This is a genomic window from Acinetobacter sp. YH16042 (assembly GCF_013417245.1).
GTDB lineage: Bacteria > Pseudomonadota > Gammaproteobacteria > Pseudomonadales > Moraxellaceae > Acinetobacter > Acinetobacter amyesii.
Genome location: NZ_VPEJ01000001.1, coordinates 187,516 through 211,088 on the forward strand (window position 1 = coordinate 187,516; position 23,573 = coordinate 211,088).

The following is a 23,573-nucleotide window of genomic DNA, read 5'->3' on the forward strand; positions in this document are numbered from 1 at the left end:
GCCTTTATATCAACAAAATGTGGAATGATGGGTTAAAACCACTCGGCTTCGTCTTCAATAATGGCATTGAGCACAGGTTGCCATTGTTGTTGCATACCGAGGTACAATTTTTGCGTTTTGTCAAAAACCGAAAGACCTTGCATGGCAAGTTGACCATAAGCGGTACGTTCAGAAATCCAAGCAACGGGCTGCTGTTCAACTTTATTGAAAAAATCTTGAATTTCTTTGGAATGAGCAGAATTGGGTTTGACGCGATTGGCCAACAATAAGATTTGGACTTTACCTTTACGAATCCGTTTAATTTCTTGCAAATGCTTTAAAAAACGACGGGTCGAGTCGATGTCAAAGAAAGATGGTTGTAGCGGGGTAATGATGGCATGAGCTTCACTGACCAACTGATCTGAATGTTCACCCGATAACGCACCCGGTGCATCGATAATTAGATATTCAATCCCTTTCGGCACATCACCAATCGACTTTTCATGACGCCAATCTAGGCTCTGAATTGGGGCTGCAGTCTCTGGGCGCTGTTTGAGCCATTGACGTGCAGACTTTTGATTGTCAGCATCTGCCAAGGCCACTTTATAACCTTTTTGCGTAAGTGCAGAGGCTAAACTGATTGCTGTGATGGTTTTGCCACAACCACCTTTTTGATTGGCAATTAATATCGTTTTCATCGACCTAAATAGATTTTATTCTGCTCATCCCTAGCATATCATTGTTTAATGCGGGGAATATGACAAAGAACCAAAGTCTAAGTTTTTTCTATAGGTTTCGCTGTAATATATTAAAAAGATTAGGAATTTTAAATGTCTGTCTGGATGGCCATGCTCATTGGCGCGTGTATTGGGATTGTACTGACCACCTTAATTTTAAGTGGCAGTCGCAATGGAAGGATTAAGGCAGAATACGAGCAATATATTGCAGAACTAGAATTGGAACATCAGCAGGCCTTGGCCCATGCACAAAAACGCAGTGTAAATACCAGTCGTGCTGTTTTAAAAGGCAAAATGGCCGAACAAATGGCGCCGATCATGCCTGAATTTCAGTATTTACCTAGCGATGCAAAGTTTCTCGGTGACCCGATCGATTATGTGGTTTTTGATGGCTATACCGACTTTCGTGATGGCGATGGCCTCGCTGAAGACATCGAAGTGGTGCTGATTGATATTAAAAGTGGTGGCGCACGTTTGACCAAAGGGCAACAAGCGATTGCTCAAGCCATTGCCGAAGGGCGAGTGCGTTTTGAAACCATCCGAATTGATTTTGAGCATATTTAAGCTCGCGTGACTCAGCCTCAGAACCGTCGAAAAGTAATAAGGACAGAATATCCACATGGAAAAACTCTTAGCGACTGCAGCCGTTTTTGCGCTCATGCTGTGGATATGGTCTGAATATTTTCGTGCCATTCCACATTTAGAGCAGACTGGTGTGCTGAAAAATTTTCAGGTCACACCGACTCAGGCATTTTCCGGTGAATATGTGCTGTTGGATAAACGCTACTACAGTGCCAGTAGTCGTACATTACATCCGGCAGTACCGACCGTGGTGGGTGGCTTTCAAGACTTGGCCTATGTCAGCAATATTGATCTGCTACTGAGTTCAGGCGCAAATGATATCCAGTCTTTAAAATACCATCTTGAATGGTCGCAGCAGAACCGCTGTTTTAGCGTGCAAGCGAAAGACGTGCCCTCGACACAAATTGAACAGCTCAAGTCCGAATTGCAAAATGTTAGTGTGATAGCTCAATCCGAAGACGTTTCAAATCGTATTCGGCGTTTAAAATCAGGTGATCGCGTGGAGATTTTGGGTGAATGGGTGGATGTGCATTCCACCAAAACTGGGAAGTCGTATAACACCTATAATGTGTTGAATAAAAAGCCCTGTCATATCCTAAAAATTAATGCCATTCGACTAATCAAAGACTAGGTAATTTTATCTAGATTTGATTGTGCTCAAACATGGCCTTGGACGCTTTAACTCAACTTCCGTGCGCGGGCGAGCAACATGCGTTGTCCAATTTTTGGAATGCCTTCAGCATCAAAATACTGCGTTTCAAAACATTCAAACTGGGCATCTTCAAGCAACTTTTGCATATTACGATCCAGATGACAGCCATCCGCGACTTTCTTTTGAATGGGCGTCAGTAGGTGTTGTAACTGCTTAATTTTCCGATTTTCATTGTGTTGTACATGCTCTATTAAATGAAATATCCCTGTTGGTTTAAGGACACGGTAGATTTCTTCAAGCGCAGTTTCAATATCGGCAATGCTGCATAAGGTCCATGTACTCACGACATGATCTAGACTTTCATCTGCAAAGGGTAATTTTTCAGCACCGGCTAAAATATGCTGTACCTCAAAGGGCGCAGCATGTACACGTTCAGCAGCTAAATGAAAAATATCAGGATTGGGCTCAAGGGCAAAAACCGTATCGACATTTTGATAAAACGCTAAATTCAAACCTGTACCAAAGCCAATTTCGAGCACCTCACCAGATACGGCTAACAGGAGTTCGCGTCGTTTATCCATCAGGCTCGGCACTTGCATGACTTGATTTAAAAGATGCGGAAAAATGTGTTGTTGATAAAATTTATAAATCATAGCGGGTATTGTTGTTGGCTTTTTTTAAAGTGTAATTCATGTCTTTTTAATTTTAAATCATGTGGTAGGGCGTGGATATGGACCAATTGACTGAATAACAGCATTTTGTTACCAAGTTCATAAGGTTTATGCAGACTGTGTGCGTAATATAGAGTTACAACTAGTAAAAACGACATTCATCACGCTCAAACTACGGGATTTTAAGCTCATGTTCAGGTTGGGGCATTATGTATAGATGAAGTCGGCTCAATTGCAGAATGAAAATTGAGTAATGTGAAGTATTACAGGGTAAGAGGATAACGCGATGATCAAGCGAATTGCATTAAGTACTGTGCTTGCAGGCTTTTTATTGAATGTCGGTGTCCAAGCGTCTTCAGATTATAATATTGCCAAAGGCTTAGCACCTGTTGCCAAAGGCCAGTCAATTTCTACCTTGAAAGAATTTAAAGGTGATTTCCGAATTTTAGGTTCAAAAACCTATCAAACAGATGAACAAGCAAAATTTTCTCCGATCGATTATGCGGTCAGTTGGGGTTTATTTGCAGAGCCAGAAATAGCTCGTACGATTTCAGTCAATCAATATGACCGTTTCTTAAATTGGAAAATGGATCGCGTTCCTGTACCGCAAAAGCAAGCCATGATGATGGTGTCGAATATGCACATCATTCCTGCAAACCCGCAAATTGCGAAACAAATTACTCAAGTGAAACGTGGCGATCTTGTGCGTTTAAAAGGGGATTTGGTTGAGGTGAAAGACAAAGATTTGGTTTGGACTTCATCTTTGACCCCAACAGATACGGGTGATGGGGCTTGTGAGGTTTTTCGTGTCAGTTCGATTCAGTGGATTGAAAAAGTCAAAGGCTAAACTTCGATTGCATCGAGATCGTATTGAAATCGGTGTGCATTAGATTCAAGGTAAAATAATTTGATGATGAAAATGACGATAAAGAAAAAGCTTATTTTGAGTCTAATGATGGCGAGTGGTTTGGCGCTTGGTGGATGTACCAGTATGAGTTCAACTGTAGATGGGAAAACCCATGTATTTACTGAACAGCAAAGTTGTCCGACCTTGCTTGAGATGGATCGTGGACAGACTTTGGAAGTACTGTTAAACGAAAATCCAAGTACTGGTTATGTATGGTCTTTGGCTGAGCAACCGAAACTTTTTAAAGTTGAAGAAGTGTTTCAGTCAGCTCAACAACAAGCTGCTGCGGATACGACACCAGTACTAGGCGTAGGCGGTCAAAAAACTTATCGTTTTACTGCAACGACTGCGGGTGAAGAATTACTACATTTGAAGCATGCACGGGCTTGGGAAAAAACCGCGATGGCTGAATGGACTTGTAGAGTACGAGTGTCTTGATTTGAACCGATGATGAACGATAAAAAAAGCCAGTATTTATACTGGCTTTTTTATTGCAGACGAACTGATTTAAAACGTCCACGTATGTATTATTTCGCGCTGAGCGCTTGACCGTCAAATTGAATACCTTCCCAACCATTTTGCATAAATTGGCGAATGTTTTGGTGGTCAGTTGCGTCTGGTGTCGCCAAAACAGCAGCATAATGTTCAGCAAAAAGACTTAAGGTTTCAGCTTGGTTTAGACCATTCAATTGGGCAAAAGAAAATACTTTGGCACTGCCTTGGTTTTCAGTCGCTGCATTGGCTTGTTTGCCATTGGTAAAAGCAGTTGGTGTGTGGTTATAACGCGCTTCAATAAATGCAATCACATCTGAAAATTTCGCAGTCCCTGCTTGAAGTTGATCTAATAATTCCTGAGCCATAATGTCCTCTTTCAATAAAAAATACCGCAAAGTGTTGCAGACTATAGCAAGCTTTGGCCCAAACATTTAACACTATTTGCGTAAATTAAATGCGTGTATATTGAAGGGCGACCTTAGGCAGACTGTTGCCTAAATTGTAGATACCAATGATGTTGAAGTAGGACAACTATGAACTGGCTTTTGGTCGCATGTGGCGGCGCAATTGGGGCAACACTTCGCTATGCGGCAGGACTATTATTGGCCAAGCCAACCGTGCTCTTTCCGTGGGCTACATGGTGGGTGAATATTTTAGGTTGCTTTTGTGCAGGTGCGTTCTTTGCATTTAGCCAAAAATATCCGGTTCTACAAAATGAAGCACGCTTATTGCTTATGGTCGGAATCTTAGGTGGCTTTACCACATTTTCCAGTTTCGGCTTAGAAACCTTTCAACTGCTCAGACAAGGGCAAAGTGGGCTGGCATTTAGTTATGCCATTTCTAGTGTGGTAATTGGTGTCATCGTATTGGGGCTGGGATATTACTTATTTCAGTCGATTTTAAAAATAGATGTTTAAAACAACGCTTGAAAACCACAAAATTTCAGACATAAAAAAAAGAAGCTCAGGCTGGAGGAGGGGAACCCTGAACTTCTTCAATGCTTTAATTTTAAAAGCAAAAACTTAATCGAGACTGAACTTATTGTGAGCGTTTGAAACGTGCAAAGCGTTTATTAAAGTTCGCAATACGTCCTTCATTATTTACTTGACGTTGTTCACCTGTATAAAAAGGGTGTGATGCACTTGAGATATCGAGCGTCACATATGGATAAGTTTTGCCTTCAAACTCTTTGGTTTGATTGGTGCTTAAAGTACTACCAATGACAAAAAAGGCATTGGCATTGGTGTCATGAAAGAGCACTTCACGGTATTCGGGATGGATGTTGGCACGCATTCTTCTGTTCCTTAAACTTATTGATTAAAGAAATGTTATAACATAACAATATAAAATGCAAATATTGCCCGAAATTCATCGGGCAATCATCAGCGCTTTACGCTCCCTTAAGCGCTAGGTGGGACCAACTCATCAAAGAGATCATTGAGATTGTCATTCACTTTCAAATGAATCAAATTCCAATAATGCCCTGAAACAGTCCGGTTCACCATCAAGGTATCCGGTGACGGTTTAAACACATCCCAGTATTTAAGAGAAGGTTTAATTAATTCTACCCCGTCATGGTGCGCTGAGTTTTCAGCAAAGTCGTATTGTGTGGTCAGTGGACGCATCAGTACTTCAAGCCATTGTTCATACAACTCCGCAGGGAATTTACCGAGTTCATTGAGGGAATGTAGGGCATCGAGTTGCTGTTCCATCAGTGGAATATCGTGCTTGCGTGCAGCATTAATCAATTGCTTAAAGTGTGACACGATTTCAGGAGACAGGGTTTTCACACCGCCGTAGTCATACACGATGACTGAACCATCTTCACGAAAGGCGAAGTTGCCCGGATGTGGGTCACAGTGGAAACGTTTAAGGAAGAAAATTTCACGGCCAATGGCACGGAATAACCGTCTTCCCAAGGCATTTCGTGTTTCTTGTGACCATGTGCTGGCAGTTTCTATACTGTCGCCAAGCTCTAGACTTAGAGTCAAAATATGACGTGAAGAATAATCTTTATAGACCTGTGGAATGATGATTTTGTCATCCAGCGCACTATGAAACGCACGGGCCACATCTAAGTTTTGCGCTTCAATTTCATAGTTCAGTTCGTTGTCCAAACTGTCCTGAATTTCACGAAATAGCTTGTTTTGTAACTTCCGATCAATTTTCAATACGCCCATCAGACGAAGGGCAAGCCGAACTTGTTTTAAATCACTTTCACAGGCTTCTTCGACACCCGGATATTGCACTTTCACCACCACCTGCTGACCATTAGGTAACACGGCTTTATGCACCTGCCCAATGGATGCAGCGGCAAAAGGTTGTTCTTCAAAACTTTTAAAAATTTGCGCGAGGGGTTTGCTGAGTTCTTGTTCTACTTGAGCCTTAATTTCAGCAAAAGGCATGGCTGGCGCTTGGCGTTGTAATTTACTGATCGCTTTTGCGACTTCAGGTGGAAAAATGTCTTTGTACTGCGAGGCAATTTGTCCGACTTTCATCACCGCACCCTTCATTTCACCCAAAGTGTCTGCAATTTGCAGACCGATGTCCTGAAAAAGTTTACTGCGAGATGCATTTTTCTGTTCTTCATCGGCAGTGATATTGCGGATGGAATTGGAAACGGTTTTAGTAGCAATGCTTGCCGTCATACTGGCAAGTTTCATAAAGCGACGACCCGGTGTGCTAGCCGTTTTTGCCATGTGATGTTCCTCAAGATCATCATTTATTATCTAATACCGATCATAGGCGACAAAACACAAACTGCCTACTTTAAATTGTTAAGACTTTATTTCCATTGATAAAATGATGGGCAAAAATGTAAATACTGAAAATAATTCAGGCAAATTTAAGCCACGCGCTGAATGGTTTAAAATATCGCGTCGCTAGAAGAGAACTGAACGATGAAAGTGTATCGCTATTTAACCGGTAAAGATGATGTCAATTTCTGTGCCCGTGTGACCAAAGCTTTAAATGAAGGCTATGAATTGTATGGCTCACCAACCATGAGTTTTAATGGGACAGATGTGATCGTCGGGCAGGTGATCGTGAAAGACGTAGAAGATGCCAGCCAAGTGCCACAAGGTTTAAAAAATGCCATCGAGGCGCTTAATTAGTTGGTTTTTGCTGCTTCGCTAGATTCAGTTTTTTCGAGTTCTAAATGTGGACTGAGATATTTGCTGCATTGATTATGGTGTAAATTTTCATTCAAGGTGATAAGGTTTTGCGTCACGATAAAATCCTGATCATCCGCAGAGGCAAACTTTTGATTGGCCTTGATGAAGTCCTGAAAGGTATATGCCATACCAGTCTGCTGACAACTTAATTTTAAACGTGTGGTATATGAGTCCGCTTGTTGTTCATGATAAAAGCGAAAGGCTGTCCAAAGTGCTTGATTGATGTAATCAAATTCGGGTTGTGATTGAACTTTGATGGGTGCGTGATATAAAGGAAATTCATGTCGGTTGATTGTTTGTTCAGCCTGTAGTGACATGGAAAAGCTTAAGCTCAGACAGAGACTGATCGAGCGAAATACATGGGACATGTTTATTTTCCTCTTCTTCGTGCTTTTTTATTTATGGCGTTGCTATGCAGGGTGTTAATTTGCATTAATCTTCTGCATAGCGTAGCCGTCTTTTTTAAGTAACTTTTTAGATGATTTTTTAGGGCTTATCCCGCATGTGCTAAACGTTTATTCATCATAAATAAACGCGTAAGTAGCAGTGTACATGCGACAGTCAGACCCACAATTAGACCAACCCAAACGCCTGCAGCACCAGTCGTAGTGAAGCGTGCAAGATAGATCCCGACAGGGAAGGCAATGATCCAATACGCGATCATAGTGATCCACATCGGCCCTTTAGTGTCTTGCATGCCGCGTAAGCATCCTGCGGCACTGACTTGCCATGCATCCATTAATTGATAGGCAATCGCGAACAACACCAAGTACACCGCAAGCTGAGTCACATCATAGTCATTGGTATACAGTGACACAATTTCATTACGTAAAAGCCAAAGCAAGAGCATGGTAATCAGGGCAAATACCGTCCCTGTAAACATACCGACTTTCTGGACTTTTCGCATAGCCAGCCAGTTCTTTTCCCCATAATAGGTACCGACCCGAATGGTCAGCGCAATCGCCAGTGACATTGGAATCATAAACAATTGCGAGGTAATCGAAATGGCCACCTGATGCGCTGCAATGGTGACTTCGCCCAAGGGACTCAACACAATAGCGGCTGTACTAAAAATACTGACTTCAAAGAAAATGGCTAAGCCAATAGGAAAGCCGAGTTTTAAAATACGTTTGATCCATTCACTGTTCATTTTTTCAAAAGCAGCGAAAGGTTGGGTTTTTTGATAGGCCGATCCTTTGAAAACGTACATCGCCAAAGCAAAGAACATCAACCATTGCAAAATCGCGGTGGCAAAACCACATCCTGCAGAACCTAATTCAGGGACTGGGCCTAAACCATACATAAAAATAAAGTTCAGTGGAATTAACACCACTAAGGCCAATAGACTCAGCACAGTGACTGGACGCGGATGCCCCAATGCTTCTGAGTAACCACGTAAAGCTGCGTACATGGTGACGGCAGGCATACCTAAACTAATGGCGTGTAGAAATAAACTGGCCTTTGGCAGCAGTGCCTCAGGAACACCAAATAACGGTAAAAGCAGCGGCATGGCTTGTAAGACTAATGCAGCAATGATCCCTAAAAATAATGCGACCCATAACGACTGACGGGCAATGGTGGCAATTTTCTCAGGTGTACGTGCCCCATTGGCTTCGGCCACCAATGGGGTGGTTGCAATCATAATGCCACTGAATAGCAGCATGACTGGTATCCATAAACCAACCCCGATAGCAATGGCTGCAAGGTCATTGGCAGATATGTGTCCAGCCATGATGGTATCAATGAGACCAAATCCCGCTTGCGCAAACTGCGTGATCAATATCGGGATCATTAAATGAAACAGTTGTTTTAATTCATACTTGCTGCTTGTTACAGCCGTGACAGTAGACACAGAATGTACTCATTTCTTGTGAGGTGCTTAGGAATGAGGTCTTAGCGTTGGAAAGTGAGAAGCACACCAATAAAAATCACCACGCCACCCAATAAGCGTTGCCAGTTAATCGGGGTTTTTTCAGTGCCGAGCAAGCCAAAATGGTCAAATACCATCGACATTAAGATCTGTCCAAAAATAATCAGACCGGAGAGGGATAAAAAACCCAGTTTCGGTGCGGTATAAATACTGATACTGATGGCATAAACACCCAAACATCCCCCCAGCCATAAATACCAAGGGATTTGAGCAAAACTTGCAAAGTCCGGTTTTTCGGCCGATTGAAAAAACACCATAAAGGCGAGGACTATTGTACCAACCAAAAAAGAAAAAAGGGCAGCTTGCAGCGGTGAATATAAATATTCACGCAATTGGCTGTTGATCGCTGTTTGAATGGTCATAGCGATACCAACACCCATCGCGAGCGGCAGTAAGTACAATAAATGGCTGCTTATTTTCATCTTCTAATCATCTAATTCTTCTTAAATTTATTAGTCTACTGTATTGTGGATGAGATTTCATAAGCGCTCTGATGCAGTCATGTTAAAATGCGCTTACTTCTTTTGTTCCTTTTGAGCATTTTCCTTGGCTGAATTAAATCCTGCAGTTGTTCCGTTATCTTTATACATTCACATGCCGTGGTGTGTGCGCAAATGTCCATACTGTGATTTTAATTCGCATGCGGTGCCGAATGGTGAATTGTCTCTGGACTTAGAACAAGAATATTTACAGGCGTTGGTTGAAGACTTTAAAACCCAAGTCGATTTTGCTCAGGGCCGCCTGATTCATAGTGTATTTATTGGTGGCGGTACACCATCTTTGATTTCTGCCCAAGGTTATCAATGGTTATTTACTCAGCTCAAAGCATTGGTGCCATTTGAAAAGGGCTGTGAAATTACCTTGGAAGCCAATCCCGGTACGGTTGAGCACGATCCTTTTTCAGGTTATTTAGAGGCAGGGATTAATCGTTTATCTATCGGTGTGCAGAGTTTTAATACCGAGCAACTGAAAAAACTGGGTCGGATTCACTCGAATGACGATGCCATTTCTGCCATTCAGCATGCACGGGAAGCAGGTTTTGAACGGGTGAATGTCGATTTGATGCATGGCCTGCCTGAACAAGCGATTGAGCAAGCGCTTTTGGATTTGAAATTGGCTGTGGAAAATGGCGCAACACATGTGTCGTGGTATCAGTTGACGATTGAGCCGAATACGGTCTTTTTCCGCACCCAGCCGATTCTGCCTGTCGATGATGTGCTTGAAGAGATTCAAGCGCAGGGCGAAGCCTATTTAACAGCGCAAGGCTTTATCAATTATGAAGTGTCGGCATGGCGTAAAGAAAAGCCGTCGGCACACAATTTAAATTACTGGCAGTTTGGTGACTATTTAGCGATTGGCGCAGGCGCGCATGGTAAAGTGACCATGCCAGACGGGGTGTATCGTTTCCAAAAAACCCGATTGCCGAAAGACTATTTAGCCAAAGTACCTGCTGAACATCTTCAGTTTAAGCGCATCGAAGCAGCCGACATGCCTTTTGAATTTATGATGAATGCACTTCGTTTAAATCATGGGGTGGAAGCCAAGCTATATAGCGAGCGTACAGGGGAAAGTTTAGAGCCGATTGCCGAGTTATTGAACTCATTACGTGAACGTAAATTGATGGTCAGTGATCCAACACTTTTGTCTTGTACCGAGCAGGGACATATCTTTTTAAATTCAGTATTGGAAGAATTCCTGTAATGAAAGCTATGTCAAACTTGTTTTAAAATTTGAGCGACAAGTAATTTTTCATATTCCGAATGTAATTTGCAGAATGTGTATGAAATTATTCAGTTGATAATTGAATTTACATGGCATAAAGGAACTTCAGAAAATGAAATATATTTTAACTGCGACGTTATTAACTATAGCTTTGGTGGGTTGCACCGATAAAAAAGCACCATCAGAACAAAATGTTGCAACAGAGGCAACGACCGCAACTGCACAAACAAACGATGTTGCAGTATCTCAAGATGAGCAAGTGATTCACTTTACAGGGCCACAAGATCTTAGCCTTGAGTTAAAAACCAAAGATAATTTTGAAACCGCACAATTGACTGATAATTCTGATCGTGTGTATGAATTGAAACGAGGAGTTTCAGGAAGTGGTGTACGACTTGCCAACGACCAAGGTGTTTCAATTCACTTTAAGAACTTTAATGGTGTGAATGAAGGCACTGTTGAGTTGGTAAAAGATAAACCCATAGAGATTAAAGAATTTATTGCTGATAAAGCAAAGTAAATATTAAAAAAGACCGCATGAGCGGTCTTTTTTTAATTTAGCTTAACGATGTTTCGGTGGCATTGGCGGTAATTTATGCTGCGAAGCAGGTTTGTGTTGATTGCCTTTAAAAGCTACTGCCTTATGATTTTGTTTGGCAAATTTTGCATGAGCTTGTTGATGCTCTTTTTTCACCATTTGCTGCCCAGCAGGTTTGTGATGTGTTGCTTTAGGCGGTACAGGTTTTTTATCGAAGTGTGCAGCAGGTAGCGGATTTTTATGATCGAATGCAGGCGCTGCCATTGCAGACATTGTCGCAGTTGTTGCAATCAGACCAATCATCAATGAAGACATCAATTTTTTCATGGTTACGCTCTCTATGAATCAATGAAGTCATCATAGGGGGAGGCTATGGAGAAGATATGAAGTTGTATGAGATACAAATGTAAAGCTAAAATTATGGAGTTAAATTTACTTTAAGTATTTAATATTTATTAAATAAAATTATGTTTTAGCGATAAGGTGTTCTATTTTTGTTGAAAAATACAACAATATTTCTCCATATAAAGTTCATCTTTATACATTGTTATTACCTCATGAAGAAATTAAGAATACTACTCGTAATTCCTATAGATCAAAATTAAAAGAGAAGACAAAAAAGACCGCCGAAGCGGTCTTTTTATAGAGTCATTTAACTCGGTTTAAAGCTTAGTAGTCAAAGCTAAAGTGTTCAGGAGCCAAAGAAGTCATGGTCTTCGATGGGTTAACCATTGCTTCAGCGTGACCTTGTGAGCGTGGTAATAGACGTTCAAAGTAGAAGTCAGCCACTTTGATTTTTGCTTTATAGAACTCAGGAACTTCTGCACCATTGCCTTCTGCTAATTTTTCAGAAGCTACGGCAGCTTGTTGTGCCCAGAAATAAGCCATCATCACGTAGCCAGAGAACATTAAGAAATCGACAGAAGCAGAAGATACGATGTCACGGTCTTTACGTGCTGCAAGCATGATACGAACCGTTAATGCATTCCACTGTGCGCAAAGCTTCGTTAAGTCCCACGCAAAACGACGCATGTATTTGTTACGTGCATGTTGACCACAGAACTTCAAGATTTCAGCTGTGTAGTCACGAATCACTTTACCTTTAGAGGTCAACAGAACTTTACGACCAATCAAGTCTAGTGCTTGAACACCGGTTGTGCCTTCGTAGAGAGTAGAGATACGTGAGTCACGAACGATTTGTTCCATGCCCCATTCTTTAATATAACCATGACCACCGTATACTTGCATACCATGGTTTGCAGCTTCATAACCCATTTCGGTTAAGAAACCTTTGAGAATCGGGGTGTAGAAGCCTAAGTGGTCATCATGTGCTTCAAACGCTGCTGTATCACCGCGGGTTAAAGCATCAGTCATTTTGTCCGCAATTTGAGCTGCATAGTAAATCATTGAACGGCCGCCTTCAGCGATCGCTTTTTGAGTTAAAAGCATACGACGTACGTCTGCATGGTGAATAATCGCATCGGCTACTTTTTCAGGATCTTTTTTACCTGAAAGTGCGCGCATAGACATACGTTCTTTGGCATATGGAAGAGCGCCTTGGAATGCCAATTCAGCATGTGCAATGCCTTGGATCGCTGTACCAATACGTGCAGTGTTCATAAAGGTGAACATTGCGTGTAGGCCTTTGTGTTTTTCACCGATCAAGTAACCAATCGCATTGTCAAAGTTCAACACAGCTGTTGCTGAAGCACGGATCCCCATTTTGTGTTCAATCGAACCACAAGTCACAGGGTTGCGTTCGCCCACTGAACCGTCTGCATTCACAAGGAATTTTGGAACGATGAACAATGAAATGCCTTTGGTGCCCGCAGGTGCATCTGGAAGACGTGCAAGAACGATATGCACGATGTTATCTGTTAAATCATGCTCACCCGCAGAGATGAAGATTTTTGTACCAGAAATTTCATAGCTACCGTCAGCTTGAGGTTCCGCTTTGGTTTTTACCTGACCTAAGTCGGTACCGCATTGAGGTTCAGTTAAGCACATGGTGCCTGACCAAGTTCCAGCAACAAGGTTCGGTAAATATTGGTTTTTCTGTTCTTCTGAACCAAATTGTAGAATGGTGTTGATACAACCTACGCTGAGACCCGGATACATTTGGAATGACCAGTTTGCTGTACCCATCATTTCAGATTTGATGAGATTCAACGACTGTGGCAAGTTTTGACCGCCAAATTCTTCAGGGAAAGACAGACCTTGCCAGCCACCCTGTACAAATTGGTCATAGGCTTCTTTAAACCCTTTTGGTGTTTTCACATCACCATTTTCAAAATAACAGCCTTCTTCATCACCCGTTTGGTTCAAAGGCGAAAGGATGTTTTCACAAAAATCCGCTGCACCTTCTAAAATCATGTCGACAGTGTCTGCATCAGCAGCTTCACCATTAGACAAAGTTTTGTAGTGTGCTGGGTAATCGAGCACTTCATTCATTAAGAAACGAATATCGTGTAAAGGCGCTTTATATGCAGGCATAGTCTTAATCCTAATATCTAAATTTTTTTGGATTATCTGTATTGATGATTTGATTATTCATAATTTCATCTAAAAAACATTGATGAATACGCCCTTAAAAAATGTCAGAAAGGCGAATTGTAATATTTAACCAACATGTGAAAAATAAACTTCTGATAGACTTGATGTTGATCTTTTGATCATTTTTTTCTTTTAATAAATCATAAAGAACTTAGGTCTTTCGTACAATTATGCGATTAAAATATATAACACTTTGTTTACTGGGTTTGAGTATTACTGGGTGTGCTCAACATGTCATAAAAACCAATTCAACGGATCAGTCTCTCGGGCAACAAGCCACTCAAGGCTTAAACGCAATGTTTGAAAATGCCAGTTATGATATGAAAGGGCAATTTTCAATTCAGACAGATCTTCAGTTCGATGAAAAAAAGCCTAAAACCAAGTCAAAGCCTGCAACTAGTACACAGCCAGAGCTGGATCCTAAACTTAAAAAACAACTGGATCAGTTGATTAAAACCCAAAATATTCCGTTTAGCCAAAAAGAAAAGAAACAGCTCTATCAAGCCATTGCCAATGAATCGATCCCACCATCAGCGCGCTATAGCGATGAAGAGGATGGCGTTTCTCCGCAATCTAAAATTGCTCAATCACTGCTGAATGTATTGAATGATTTACAGTTTAGCTATAGCGGTTCAGTACATTTTAGAGAAAAACTTGCTGCCTTAACCTTGCAATTGAGTTATCAAAAACCGACCTTGCAGGTCAATGCACAATTGCCGATGATCATTGATTTTAATCAACATAAATTTTATACCAACTACTTTGCGTTCATGCCGTTTATGGTGAATCGCGAAAGCCAAAGCAGCTTGGCTTATGTGGATTTTTCAAAACATAAAGACACGATTGCTCAGTACGATTTGAAAAAATTTGCTGACTATTTAAAACAAATGAATGCTTTGCCCTATGTCTTGGCAGAGCCGAATCAAGTGCAAAATATTGCTTTAACACGTGATGAAAAAAATGCAGGGCTGACTAAAAAAATCCGCTATGTGGGTGATCTCGATGCGCTTTACACCCAGCTTGAACTTTTTGATTTTGTGAACGCCAACTATTACACCACGCAAATCAAAGGTCAGCGTAATAGTGACGCTGAGCAAGATGAATCTGTGGATGCAGCTGTGCATCTCAGTGCTTCCGAAGAGGCGATGGCTGCGGCTGAAGCGGCGGGAGGTGCAGTAGCGGCAGCAGCTGAGGATGAAGACTATGATGCGGCTTATGCATCTGTAGAACGTGTGAATGAGCTGCTCAATGCGAAAATGCATGGCCTGATGTATCACCAACACGAAACTGAAGAAGAACAAACGTCTTCTGCCGCTGAATCTGCTGAATACGCGATTGATACTGCAAGTGCATATGCGGAGGCAACCGCGGCTGATGACGAAGAAACCTATAGTTCGGATACTGAAGTAACCGAAGCTTATGCGGTTTCCGAAGAAGATGATGAAACAGCGAATTTATCTGAAGAAGTCTGTCAGGCCTTGATGAACACCAAACAGGTGCCGATTGGTAAAGTCACACTGTGTCAGGATTATCAAGATGTTCGGGTGATACCGCTGCAAGAAGATTCTGTACCATCGGCCTCTGCTGCGGACGCATCCAATACAGATTCAGAGATTTCGGATGCTGTTGAGCAGTTAAAACCAGTATTCCAGCAATATCAAAGTGAACAACTTGTCGATGTAAAACAATTCCAGCAATTATGGCAAAAGCATCAAGCTGAAATTGCGCAGGTGCTGAATGCACAGGATAAAGCATCTTCGAACGTCGTGATGGATGTAGGCTTGGATCACAAAGGCCGCGTCCAAGTAATGGACTATCAATTGGCCTTTAATGAGCCACGTTTAGGTCAATTAAAGCTGAAAAGTAGCAACCAAATCTTGAATTATGGCAATGCGACTAAAATTGATCGTCAAGCCATGAAACAGGCAAAATCCATTGAGGAAGTCAGTAAAGATTCACTCTTTGAAAATATGTTGAAAGGCCTGTTTGCGCCAATCACGGGAAATGATCCTCTGCTTGCTGAAGCAGAAACTGCATCGGTCGATGATGTCCGTGCTGCAAATGAAGAAATCGAACTTCCTGAATATCTCAGTACTGTGGCATTGCAAAGTTATAAACGTCATCAATCTGAAGTGAAAGCCTATCAAGCGGCATTTGTCGTGGCATTTGCTAACTATCGCGCTCAGTATGTGCGTTATTACTCAGCCAATGATTTGAATGAAATTGCAGAAGTTTATGCATATCGATTTGTTGATGGCTTAAAAGAACCAACAGGCAATGCGCTGAAGCGTTTAAATCAATTACGTGATAAGCATGCTTTGCATCGCTATCAAGACTTTGATGACTTAGGTTCTTCGGTCAACCATTATGTACAGTCAGGAATTGGCGAGTACAAAGCTCAGGTTGAATGGAAGCAGTTGCAAAAAACCTATAAGACTGATCAGGCGATTTTTGCACATTTATATCAACAAAACTTTTTAGCTAGCTATGAACTGGAAGGAACTGAAAAAGCGCATTTGGTGAAAGCATCAAAAATCTACGCGCAAGCCTTTGCTGATGATATCAAAGGAAAATTATCAGAAGCGTCATTGCAAGGCCTAGCAGCAGAACACGAAGAGTTGTTCAGCCAATCGGCTTATTATGAGACCTATAAGGCGATACAAAAACACAAGAACTAAGTTGGATCAAAAAAAGAACCTCAATTGAGGTTCTTTTTTTAGGTGTTTAGACTGCTCAGAAAGTGAATTGAGCAAATCATTTTGAATTATAGAAAGTCTTTTAGATCAGGTTTGACGCCATTCCAAATGGAAAAAGATTCAATCGCTTGACCAACCAACATGCCAAAACCTTCTGAGGTTGGAACATGGCGTGCTTTGGCTTGATCCAAAAATGTCGATGGTTTGCCATAGGCCATTTCATAGGCGTGCGTGAATTGTAATGCTTCAGGCAAAATTAGCGGATCACCCGTTAAGCTGGCCGATGTGGCATTAATCACCAGATCAAATTGACCTGCTAAGTCAGTGAGTGCAATGGCTGCAAGTTCGGCATTCGGTACGGCAGTTTTTAAGTCAGCGACCAATTGTTCAGCACGCGCTAAAGTACGATTGGCAATGACGATTTTTTTGGCCCCAGCTTGTACCAGTGGGTAAATCACGCCACGTGTCGCACCGCCTGCACCAATGATCAATATATCGGTCTGTTCTAAATTCCAATCTAAGGCACGGATGGCATCGACTAGGCCTTGTCCATCGGTATTATCGCCATGGAGTGTGCCATCTTGCATCCATAGTGTATTGACCGCACCTGCAATTTTGGCACGTTCAGTAAGGACGGCACATTGTGCATAGGCTTGTTCTTTAAACGGAACAGTGACATTCATACCGATGCCACCTTCGGCAAAGAAGGATTCGACACTGTGCTGAAAACCATCGAGTGGCGCAAGTCGTTTGCTGTACTGAATGTCGAGGCCTGTTTTTTCAGCGAAGGCATGATGAAGTTCAGGTGAGCGTGATTGTTCAATCGGGTTGCCAATCACGGCAAATTGTTTGCTCATTGCACAGCGTCCATGTAGATGTGAAAGAGCAGACAATATACGCCAAAACCGAGGATGGCTAAAGTTCGGGCAGTCTTAAAATCGTGAAATAAAGGCGGAAAATTAAGGATTACAAATATCTAGGACGCTTTGAATCAAGATGCTCGCTGCACTGATGACTAAACCAATCAAGGCAACCACCATGAAGCCAATAGCCAAATTATCATTCAAAGACGTTTCGGAAAAAATATTGGTACTGATAGCGCTAATCAGCACAACAGCAAAGCTCCAAAACACCAATGCAGTAAGACTGACTGCTTTTTTATTGAGTGTTTGATGTGTCATGTGCGTTGTACTCCGTACAAGAAAATTACAGCCATAAGTTTATTGACACATTGTGCAATGACATAGCTTAAAGCTGTTTAAAAGATGTGTCATTGTTGAGCAATCTGATTACAAAGTAAATGCTTAAAAAAATTATTTATGCGTCAATATATTACCTAAAATGAATACTCTAATCCTCAGGCAATAAAAAGCCCCTGACGGACAGGGGGTGAATACATGTTTATCAGTTTATTTCAGCGTATTAAGCCAATCTTGCGGTTTTAAATAAAAGTCGGTGAGCTTTTTCTCGGCAGAATGTTCTTCCCATTCAGGACGATACGACCAGCCTGCCAAGGGTGGCATACTCACTAAAATCGACTCAATACGTCCGCCAGTTTGTAAGCCAAATAAGGTGCCACGGTCATAGACAAGGTTATATTCAACGTAACGACCACGACGGTAAAGTTGGAAGTCTCGTTGTGCTTCGGTATAGGCTTTGTCTTGGTTTCTTTGGAAGATCGGTAAAATTGCCTCTAAATAACCATTACCCACGGCCTGCATATATTTGAAACAGGTTTCAAAGTCCCATTGGTTGAGGTCGTCAAAGAATAAACCACCGACACCACGTTGTTCATCACGGTGTTTTAGATAGAAATAGTCATCACACCATTTTTTATGTTCATCATAGAGCGTATCGCTAAATGGGGCACAGAGATCATGGGCAGTTTGATGCCAAGACAAGACATCTTCATCATTTGGATAAAATGGAGTGAGGTCAAAACCACCGCCAAACCACCAAATCGGATCTTGGCCTTCTTTTTCGGCAACAAATAAACGCACATTGGCATGTGAGGTCGGGACGTTGGGGTTTTTCGGGTGAATCACCAGTGACACGCCCATGGCTTGCGCTTTTGCACCTGCAATAGCGGGATGGCGTTCAGTCGCTGAGGCCGGTAATTTTGAAATGTTAATGTGCGAGAACATCACGCCGCCTTTTTCAATCACCGTTCCATTTTGAAGAACACGTGAGCGACCACCACCACCTTCAGGGCGTTCCCAGTCATCGATCGCAAATTCGGCACTTCCGCCACCAGCACGTTCTTGCTGTTCCAATGCGGCACAAATCTGTGCCTGTAAATCGCGAAGGAATTCATCTACACGTTGTATATCGGCTGAAGTTGGATTCTGCATGGTGACCTTTATTAAAATAATTTAAAGATAAGTGTCATCAAAGCATAAATTAGGTGAAAACTTAAGGCATTTTTCCCGATACTCAGCATCGGCTCTTTACTTTAAATCTGGAAATCTAGTGATTAAACCAAAAGATCATGCAAAGTTAGCAGCAATTGCTCAGACTGAAATTGGGACTATTCCGACAAATTTGCTAGGTTGAATTCACTTCTGAAGCCCAGCACAATAATCATTAAGTAGATTTAAATTGAATCTCATTGATTGAAATGGTGCATCGATGTCTCAGCAAGCGAGTTCTTTAATTCAAAAATATAATGTACCGGGTCCACGCTATACCAGTTATCCAACCGTACCGTATTGGGAGGAAGCTGAGTTTTCATTACAACAGTGGAAACAGGGATTAAAGCGTTCATTTGATGAGACCAATCACAGCGAAGGCATCAGTCTGTACATTCATCTGCCATTTTGTGAAAGCTTATGTACGTTTTGTGGTTGCCATAAAAAAGTCACAAAAAAACATGAGATGGAGCTGCCTTATATTCAGGCGGTGCTGAAAGAATGGGACTTATATTGTCAGCTCTTGGTCGATCGACCGATGATTAAAGAAATTCATTTGGGCGGGGGAACGCCTACTTTCTTTTCTCCTGAGCATCTCACCCAGTTGATTCAAGGCATTCTAGTGCATGCTGATATTGCCGATACACATGAATTTAGCTTTGAAGGGCATCCGAACAATACCACACGTGAGCATTTACAAGCTTTGTATGATGTTGGTTTTCGACGCGTAAGTTATGGAGTGCAGGATTATAATGAGAAGGTGCAAAAAGCCATCCACCGTATTCAGCCCTTTGCACATGTTGAACAAGTGACACAGTGGGCACGTGATATTGGCTATACCTCTATTTCGCATGACTTGGTTTTTGGTTTGCCATTTCAGGATTTAAACGACGTGTTGCATACCATTGAACAGACCAATCGTTTGATGCCAGATCGTTTAGCCTTTTATAGCTATGCACATGTGCCGTGGATTAAGGGCAATGGTCAGCGTGGTTTTAAAGATGTTGATGTCCCGAAAGATGATTTAAAGCGTCAATGCTATGAGGAAGGTAAAAAACAGCTACTAGCGCAGGGCTATCATGAAATTGGGATGGATCATTTTGCATTAACCCAAGATCCGATGTATCAAGCTTTTCAGCAGGGCAGTTTGCACCGTAATTTTATGGGCTATACCGCATCGAAAACCCAAGTAATGATTGGACTCGGCTTATCCTCGATCAGTGATAGTTGGTACAGCTTTGCGCAAAATGAAAAGAAAATTGAAGACTATTATGCACGTTTAGAAGCGAATGAAATTCCAGTCTATCGGGGGCATGTGCTGACAAATGAGGACTTAATCATCCGTAAGCATATTCTCAATTTGATGTGTAGTTTCCAAACCTCTTGGGCAGGTCCAGAAATGCAATTTCCTGAGCTTGATGAAGTATTAGCGCAATTGGCTGAAATGCAAGAAGATGGCTTGCTCGAAATTTTTGATCAGTACATTCAGGTGAGTGATGCAGGCAAGCCTTTTGTACGTAATATCTGCATGGCTTTTGACTTAAGGTTAAAACGCCGTGTGCCGGAAAATCGTATTTTTTCGATGACGATTTGAATCTCCCCTAACCCCTCTTTAATAAAGAGGGGGAAGCCTCCCTTTTGTAAAGGGAGGTTTGGAGGGATTAATTTATGGAGAATTTAAAGGATTTTTAAAAATCGTCCTTTTGATACATATGCGACATACGATCATGTTTGGTTTTTAAATATTGTTCGTTAAAGGGATTTAAACCCACAGTCAGCGGAACACGATCAACGACATTCACGCCTTGCTCTTGGAGCGCTTCAATTTTTAATGGGTTATTGGTAATGAGACGCACAGCCGTAATGTTGAGATGATTCAACATGATAGGGCACATATCATAACGACGTGCATCGGCAGGAAGATCCAATAATAAATTGGCATCCACTGTGTCATGGCCTTGGTCTTGTAGGGCATAAGCACGGATTTTATTGGTCAAGCCAATACCACGACCTTCTTGGCGTAAATATAAAATCACCCCTTGACCTGCTTCATTAATTAATTTTTGGGTCGCTTGAAGCTGTGGGCCGCAGTCACATTTGAGTGAAGCGAAGGCATCACCGGTGAGGCATTCGGAGTGGATACGAACTAAAACAGGTTCAGTGGGAGCTTGTTCTAGTCCTTTAGAGAGTGCGACGTGTTCTTCACCGGTTTCAGGATCCTGAAAAACCGTAATATTGAATTCACCAAAAGCGGTCGGTAATCTTGACGTTGCGACAAATTCTATAGGCACTGCTTAACCCGTTTATTCGATTATAAATTGGCTAAAGTATAGCGTAATGCTTGGACATTGGTAGAATTGCAACGACGAATTTATGCAGAACATTTTCTTTTTTGTATAAAGCGAACGATAATAGTTGATAAATAGGAAGATTATTCAGGATAATCTGACTCATTCAAAATCTCCCCAACGAGATCATTGCTAAAAATTACATCGCTACAAGTTTGGCTGATTGTAAGGTGATACAATTCGACGATATGATCGAGTTACCCATTTAGACCGAGCTTAGGAATTTGCCAGGCTTTAGAAGGCTTTGCCACATTATGCTGTATAAAGAAATACCATTTCAACGCCCTGTAACACCGTTGCTGGATACGATTAACCATCCTCAACAACTTCGTTTACTCGAGCGCAGCCAATTAGAGCAAGTGGCGGATGAGTTACGTCAATTTATTTTGTATGCGGCCGGACAAAGTGGTGGGCATTTTGGTGCCAATCTTGGGGTGATCGAATTAACCGTGGCATTACATTATTGTTTTGAAACGCCACGTGATCGTCTGATTTGGGATGTGGGTCATCAAGCCTATCCGCATAAAGCCTTAACTGGTCGTCGTGAACAATTAGTGACGATTCGTGCCAAAGATGGTTTGGCTGCGTTTCCTGCCCGTGAAGAATCTGAATTTGACACCTTTGGCGTAGGCCATTCATCAACAGCGATTTCTGCTGGTCTTGGGATGTCATTGGCACGTCGCTTCAAGCAAGATCCCTGTCATGTGGTTGCAATCGTGGGTGATGGCGCGATGACAGCGGGCATGGCTTTTGAAGCCATGAACGATGCGGTGGCACACAATGCTGACCTCATGGTGGTATTGAACGACAACGATATGTCGATCTCATGCAGTACTGGTGGTTTTGCTAAGCATTTGGCTGCGATTTGGGAAAGTGGTCAATCGGTGAATATTTCTGAAAATGGCGAAGCCTATATTCAACCTCATCCTGAATGGGCGTATAACTCACGCCTACATTGTGCTGCGACCGATGCTGCAGACAACCTATTTAAAGCCATTGGCTTTGACTACTTTGGTCCTTTTGATGGGCACGATGTTGAACAATTGACACATGTGTTTGAAGCCTTAAAAAAACGCAGAGGCCCACGTTTAGTGCATGTCTATACCAAAAAAGGTAAAGGCTTTGCACCTGCCGAAGCAGATCAAATCAAATACCATGCCATCAGTAAAGTGAATGCACCTGCTGCAGTGGCAACTGCACCGAAATATTCAGATGTTTTTGGTCAGTGGTTATGTGATGAAGCTGCACAGGATGATCGTTTATTGGCGATTACTCCTGCGATGTGTGAAGGCTCAGGCATGGTGCAATTTGCCAAGCAGTTCCCTGAGCGTTTCTTTGATGTTGCCATTGCAGAACAACATGCGGTGACCTTAGCTGCGGGTATGGCCTGTGAAGGGGTAAAACCGGTTGTTGCAATCTATTCAACCTTCTTACAACGTGGTTATGACCAGCTGATTCATGACGTCGCTTTGCAAAATCTTGATGTGACATTTGGTATCGACCGTGCAGGTTTGGTTGGTGAAGATGGCCCAACGCATGCCGGTGCATATGATTATGCCTTTATGCGTACCGTGCCAAACATGGTGATCATGGCGCCGAAAGACGAAAATGAATGTCGTCAAATGTTGCATACGGCTTATTTGTATAAAGGTCCAGCTGCAGTACGTTACCCACGTGGTAATGGGCTGGGTGTTGAGATTCAGCAAGAGATGACTGAGCTTGAAATTGGCCGTGGTGAAATTGTTGCAAACTTCAATGATCAGCAAGAGGACACCATTTCTATACTGGCATTTGGTAGCCGTGTTCAAGCGGCACTAGAGGCAGGACAGGCTTTAGCGACAAAGCTAGATGTGGCTGTGCGTGTGATTAATATGCGCTTCGTGAAGCCCTTAGATACACAGTTGATTGATCAAATCGCGGCAAGTACGCAACTGTTTGTGACAGTTGAAGAGCATGCAGTCATGGCGGGTGCGGGCAGTGCAGTAAATGAATATTTAGCCCAAGCAGGCGTGGTTAAGCCTGTGCTGAATTTAGGTTTGGCTGACGAGTTCATGCATCAAGCAACACATGCTCAAATGTTGCATCAGGCTGGACTGGATGCTGAAGGCATTGGCGCTTCAGTGACACAGAGCTGGCTAAAACATAAGCAAACAGTGGTTTGTTGAATTTCTAATTTTTAGAA

At 42.2% G+C, this 23,573-nt stretch carries 25 protein-coding genes; 11 read left to right on the forward strand and 14 right to left on the reverse strand.

The genetic code is table 11. The features are described from left to right. Positions 1–32: 32 nt before the first annotated feature. Positions 33–677 (reverse strand): ParA family protein, encoded by a 645-nt coding sequence (locus tag FTV37_RS00890; protein ID WP_180062839.1) that lies wholly within the window; start codon positions 675–677, stop codon positions 33–35. Between the two features lie 132 nt (positions 678–809). Between FTV37_RS00890 and FTV37_RS00895 the strand changes: the two genes are divergently transcribed. After that, on the forward strand, positions 810–1,280 hold the full coding sequence (locus FTV37_RS00895; RefSeq protein ID WP_078192492.1) for a Holliday junction resolvase-like protein: 471 nt from the start codon (positions 810–812) through the stop codon (positions 1,278–1,280). A gap of 55 nt (positions 1,281–1,335) precedes the next feature. Beyond that, entirely contained in the window at positions 1,336–1,929 is a 594-nt protein-coding gene (locus tag FTV37_RS00900; protein WP_180062840.1) for a hypothetical protein, read from the forward strand. A gap of 47 nt (positions 1,930–1,976) precedes the next feature. Here FTV37_RS00900 and FTV37_RS00905 read toward each other — a convergent pair whose 3' ends face one another. Next, the gene (locus FTV37_RS00905; protein ID WP_180062841.1) at positions 1,977–2,603 is read right to left on the reverse strand and encodes a class I SAM-dependent methyltransferase; all 627 of its coding nucleotides are present in this window, start codon (positions 2,601–2,603) and stop codon (positions 1,977–1,979) included. A gap of 304 nt (positions 2,604–2,907) precedes the next feature. Between FTV37_RS00905 and FTV37_RS00910 the strand changes: the two genes are divergently transcribed. Together FTV37_RS00910 and FTV37_RS00915 are read left to right on the forward strand one after the other, a co-directional pair. After that, positions 2,908–3,468: a hypothetical protein gene (locus FTV37_RS00910; RefSeq protein WP_111884184.1), complete on the forward strand. Its 561-nt coding sequence runs from the start codon at positions 2,908–2,910 to the stop codon at positions 3,466–3,468. Between the two features lie 63 nt (positions 3,469–3,531). Next, positions 3,532–3,966, forward strand: coding sequence for a protease inhibitor I42 family protein (locus FTV37_RS00915; protein ID WP_257224179.1), 435 nt, complete (start codon positions 3,532–3,534; stop codon positions 3,964–3,966). Between the two features lie 89 nt (positions 3,967–4,055). On the opposite strand, the gene FTV37_RS00920 is transcribed toward FTV37_RS00915, so the two are convergent. Further along, positions 4,056–4,388: a HopJ type III effector protein gene (locus tag FTV37_RS00920; protein WP_078192490.1), complete on the reverse strand. Its 333-nt coding sequence runs from the start codon at positions 4,386–4,388 to the stop codon at positions 4,056–4,058. A gap of 168 nt (positions 4,389–4,556) precedes the next feature. Here FTV37_RS00920 and crcB point away from each other — a divergent pair, with 168 nt between their 5' ends. Beyond that, positions 4,557–4,940 (forward strand): fluoride efflux transporter CrcB, encoded by a 384-nt coding sequence (gene crcB / locus FTV37_RS00925; RefSeq protein ID WP_180062842.1) that lies wholly within the window; start codon positions 4,557–4,559, stop codon positions 4,938–4,940. A 121-nt stretch (positions 4,941–5,061) separates the two neighbouring features. On the opposite strand, the gene FTV37_RS00930 is transcribed toward crcB, so the two are convergent. Both FTV37_RS00930 and FTV37_RS00935 read right to left on the reverse strand, forming a co-directional pair. Beyond that, positions 5,062–5,316 carry a type B 50S ribosomal protein L31 gene (locus FTV37_RS00930; RefSeq protein WP_078189321.1) on the reverse strand — a complete coding sequence of 85 codons (255 nt, stop codon included), beginning with the start codon at positions 5,314–5,316 and terminating at the stop codon, positions 5,062–5,064. A 107-nt stretch (positions 5,317–5,423) separates the two neighbouring features. Further along, positions 5,424–6,722: an AarF/ABC1/UbiB kinase family protein gene (locus FTV37_RS00935; RefSeq protein WP_180062843.1), complete on the reverse strand. Its 1,299-nt coding sequence runs from the start codon at positions 6,720–6,722 to the stop codon at positions 5,424–5,426. 201 nt (positions 6,723–6,923) lie between these two features. On the opposite strand from FTV37_RS00935, the gene FTV37_RS00940 reads away from it, so the two are divergent. Continuing rightward, a complete protein-coding gene (locus tag FTV37_RS00940) occupies positions 6,924–7,136 on the forward strand; it encodes a DUF1737 domain-containing protein (RefSeq protein WP_180062844.1) in 213 nt (70 codons plus the stop codon). Here FTV37_RS00940 and FTV37_RS00945 read toward each other — a convergent pair. The 3 genes from FTV37_RS00945 to FTV37_RS00955 all read right to left on the reverse strand — a co-directional run bounded on the left by FTV37_RS00945 (position 7,133) and on the right by FTV37_RS00955 (position 9,548). After that, positions 7,133–7,564, reverse strand: a complete 432-nt coding sequence (locus tag FTV37_RS00945) for a hypothetical protein (RefSeq protein ID WP_180062845.1) — start codon at positions 7,562–7,564, stop codon at positions 7,133–7,135. The genes FTV37_RS00940 and FTV37_RS00945 overlap by 4 nt on opposite strands. 125 nt (positions 7,565–7,689) lie before the next feature. Continuing rightward, on the reverse strand, positions 7,690–9,048 hold the full coding sequence (locus FTV37_RS00950) for an MATE family efflux transporter (RefSeq protein WP_373683547.1): 1,359 nt from the start codon (positions 9,046–9,048) through the stop codon (positions 7,690–7,692). A gap of 41 nt (positions 9,049–9,089) precedes the next feature. After that, on the reverse strand, positions 9,090–9,548 hold the full coding sequence (locus FTV37_RS00955) for a DMT family transporter (protein ID WP_180003411.1): 459 nt from the start codon (positions 9,546–9,548) through the stop codon (positions 9,090–9,092). Positions 9,549–9,672: 124 nt separating this feature from the next. Here FTV37_RS00955 and hemW point away from each other — a divergent pair, with 124 nt between their 5' ends. Beyond that, entirely contained in the window at positions 9,673–10,827 is a 1,155-nt protein-coding gene (hemW, locus tag FTV37_RS00960; RefSeq protein WP_180062846.1) for a radical SAM family heme chaperone HemW, read from the forward strand. A 133-nt stretch (positions 10,828–10,960) separates the two neighbouring features. Continuing rightward, positions 10,961–11,368 carry a hypothetical protein gene (locus tag FTV37_RS00965; protein WP_180009514.1) on the forward strand — a complete coding sequence of 136 codons (408 nt, stop codon included), beginning with the start codon at positions 10,961–10,963 and terminating at the stop codon, positions 11,366–11,368. Between the two features lie 42 nt (positions 11,369–11,410). On the opposite strand, the gene FTV37_RS00970 is transcribed toward FTV37_RS00965, so the two are convergent. Together FTV37_RS00970 and FTV37_RS00975 are read right to left on the reverse strand one after the other, a co-directional pair. After that, complete coding sequence (locus FTV37_RS00970) at positions 11,411–11,713, reverse strand: hypothetical protein (RefSeq protein WP_180062847.1); 303 nt, start codon at positions 11,711–11,713, stop codon at positions 11,411–11,413. A gap of 342 nt (positions 11,714–12,055) precedes the next feature. Then, entirely contained in the window at positions 12,056–13,879 is a 1,824-nt protein-coding gene (locus FTV37_RS00975) for an acyl-CoA dehydrogenase C-terminal domain-containing protein (RefSeq protein WP_180062848.1), read from the reverse strand. A 230-nt stretch (positions 13,880–14,109) separates the two neighbouring features. Here FTV37_RS00975 and FTV37_RS00980 point away from each other — a divergent pair, with 230 nt between their 5' ends. Further along, positions 14,110–16,617: a hypothetical protein gene (locus FTV37_RS00980; RefSeq protein ID WP_180062849.1), complete on the forward strand. Its 2,508-nt coding sequence runs from the start codon at positions 14,110–14,112 to the stop codon at positions 16,615–16,617. 86 nt (positions 16,618–16,703) lie between these two features. On the opposite strand, the gene aroE is transcribed toward FTV37_RS00980, so the two are convergent. The 3 genes from aroE to hemF all read right to left on the reverse strand — a co-directional run bounded on the left by aroE (position 16,704) and on the right by hemF (position 18,986). Next, entirely contained in the window at positions 16,704–17,492 is a 789-nt protein-coding gene (gene aroE / locus FTV37_RS00985) for a shikimate dehydrogenase (protein ID WP_180062850.1), read from the reverse strand. A 102-nt stretch (positions 17,493–17,594) separates the two neighbouring features. Further along, positions 17,595–17,816, reverse strand: coding sequence for a hypothetical protein (locus tag FTV37_RS00990; RefSeq protein WP_078189308.1), 222 nt, complete (start codon positions 17,814–17,816; stop codon positions 17,595–17,597). A gap of 228 nt (positions 17,817–18,044) precedes the next feature. Further along, a complete protein-coding gene (gene hemF / locus FTV37_RS00995; RefSeq protein ID WP_168379098.1) occupies positions 18,045–18,986 on the reverse strand; it encodes an oxygen-dependent coproporphyrinogen oxidase in 942 nt (313 codons plus the stop codon). Between the two features lie 277 nt (positions 18,987–19,263). Between hemF and hemN the strand changes: the two genes are divergently transcribed. Next, positions 19,264–20,637 carry an oxygen-independent coproporphyrinogen III oxidase gene (hemN, locus tag FTV37_RS01000; RefSeq protein ID WP_180062851.1) on the forward strand — a complete coding sequence of 458 codons (1,374 nt, stop codon included), beginning with the start codon at positions 19,264–19,266 and terminating at the stop codon, positions 20,635–20,637. Positions 20,638–20,731: 94 nt separating this feature from the next. Here the strand turns inward: hemN and ribA are convergent, their stop codons facing one another. After that, a complete protein-coding gene (gene ribA / locus FTV37_RS01005) occupies positions 20,732–21,334 on the reverse strand; it encodes a GTP cyclohydrolase II (protein ID WP_168379100.1) in 603 nt (200 codons plus the stop codon). Between the two features lie 311 nt (positions 21,335–21,645). Between ribA and dxs the strand changes: the two genes are divergently transcribed. Next, positions 21,646–23,556, forward strand: a complete 1,911-nt coding sequence (gene dxs / locus FTV37_RS01010; RefSeq protein ID WP_180062852.1) for a 1-deoxy-D-xylulose-5-phosphate synthase — start codon at positions 21,646–21,648, stop codon at positions 23,554–23,556. The last annotated feature ends 17 nt before the right edge of the window (positions 23,557–23,573 follow it).

Coding starts and splice junctions, on each gene's coding strand:
- FTV37_RS00890 (WP_180062839.1), bottom strand. CDS start 677: ATGAAAACGATATTAATTGCCAATCAAAAAGGTGGTTGTGGCAAAACC.
- FTV37_RS00895 (WP_078192492.1), top strand. CDS start 810: ATGTCTGTCTGGATGGCCATGCTCATTGGCGCGTGTATTGGGATTGTA.
- FTV37_RS00900 (WP_180062840.1), top strand. CDS start 1,336: ATGGAAAAACTCTTAGCGACTGCAGCCGTTTTTGCGCTCATGCTGTGG.
- FTV37_RS00905 (WP_180062841.1), bottom strand. CDS start 2,603: ATGATTTATAAATTTTATCAACAACACATTTTTCCGCATCTTTTAAAT.
- FTV37_RS00910 (WP_111884184.1), top strand. CDS start 2,908: ATGATCAAGCGAATTGCATTAAGTACTGTGCTTGCAGGCTTTTTATTG.
- FTV37_RS00915 (WP_257224179.1), top strand. CDS start 3,532: ATGATGAAAATGACGATAAAGAAAAAGCTTATTTTGAGTCTAATGATG.
- FTV37_RS00920 (WP_078192490.1), bottom strand. CDS start 4,388: ATGGCTCAGGAATTATTAGATCAACTTCAAGCAGGGACTGCGAAATTT.
- crcB (WP_180062842.1), top strand. CDS start 4,557: ATGAACTGGCTTTTGGTCGCATGTGGCGGCGCAATTGGGGCAACACTT.
- FTV37_RS00930 (WP_078189321.1), bottom strand. CDS start 5,316: ATGCGTGCCAACATCCATCCCGAATACCGTGAAGTGCTCTTTCATGAC.
- FTV37_RS00935 (WP_180062843.1), bottom strand. CDS start 6,722: ATGGCAAAAACGGCTAGCACACCGGGTCGTCGCTTTATGAAACTTGCC.
- FTV37_RS00940 (WP_180062844.1), top strand. CDS start 6,924: ATGAAAGTGTATCGCTATTTAACCGGTAAAGATGATGTCAATTTCTGT.
- FTV37_RS00945 (WP_180062845.1), bottom strand. CDS start 7,564: ATGTCCCATGTATTTCGCTCGATCAGTCTCTGTCTGAGCTTAAGCTTT.
- FTV37_RS00955 (WP_180003411.1), bottom strand. CDS start 9,548: ATGAAAATAAGCAGCCATTTATTGTACTTACTGCCGCTCGCGATGGGT.
- FTV37_RS00965 (WP_180009514.1), top strand. CDS start 10,961: ATGAAATATATTTTAACTGCGACGTTATTAACTATAGCTTTGGTGGGT.
- FTV37_RS00970 (WP_180062847.1), bottom strand. CDS start 11,713: ATGAAAAAATTGATGTCTTCATTGATGATTGGTCTGATTGCAACAACT.
- FTV37_RS00975 (WP_180062848.1), bottom strand. CDS start 13,879: ATGCCTGCATATAAAGCGCCTTTACACGATATTCGTTTCTTAATGAAT.
- FTV37_RS00980 (WP_180062849.1), top strand. CDS start 14,110: ATGCGATTAAAATATATAACACTTTGTTTACTGGGTTTGAGTATTACT.
- aroE (WP_180062850.1), bottom strand. CDS start 17,492: ATGAGCAAACAATTTGCCGTGATTGGCAACCCGATTGAACAATCACGC.
- FTV37_RS00990 (WP_078189308.1), bottom strand. CDS start 17,816: ATGACACATCAAACACTCAATAAAAAAGCAGTCAGTCTTACTGCATTG.
- hemF (WP_168379098.1), bottom strand. CDS start 18,986: ATGCAGAATCCAACTTCAGCCGATATACAACGTGTAGATGAATTCCTT.
- hemN (WP_180062851.1), top strand. CDS start 19,264: ATGTCTCAGCAAGCGAGTTCTTTAATTCAAAAATATAATGTACCGGGT.
- dxs (WP_180062852.1), top strand. CDS start 21,646: ATGCTGTATAAAGAAATACCATTTCAACGCCCTGTAACACCGTTGCTG.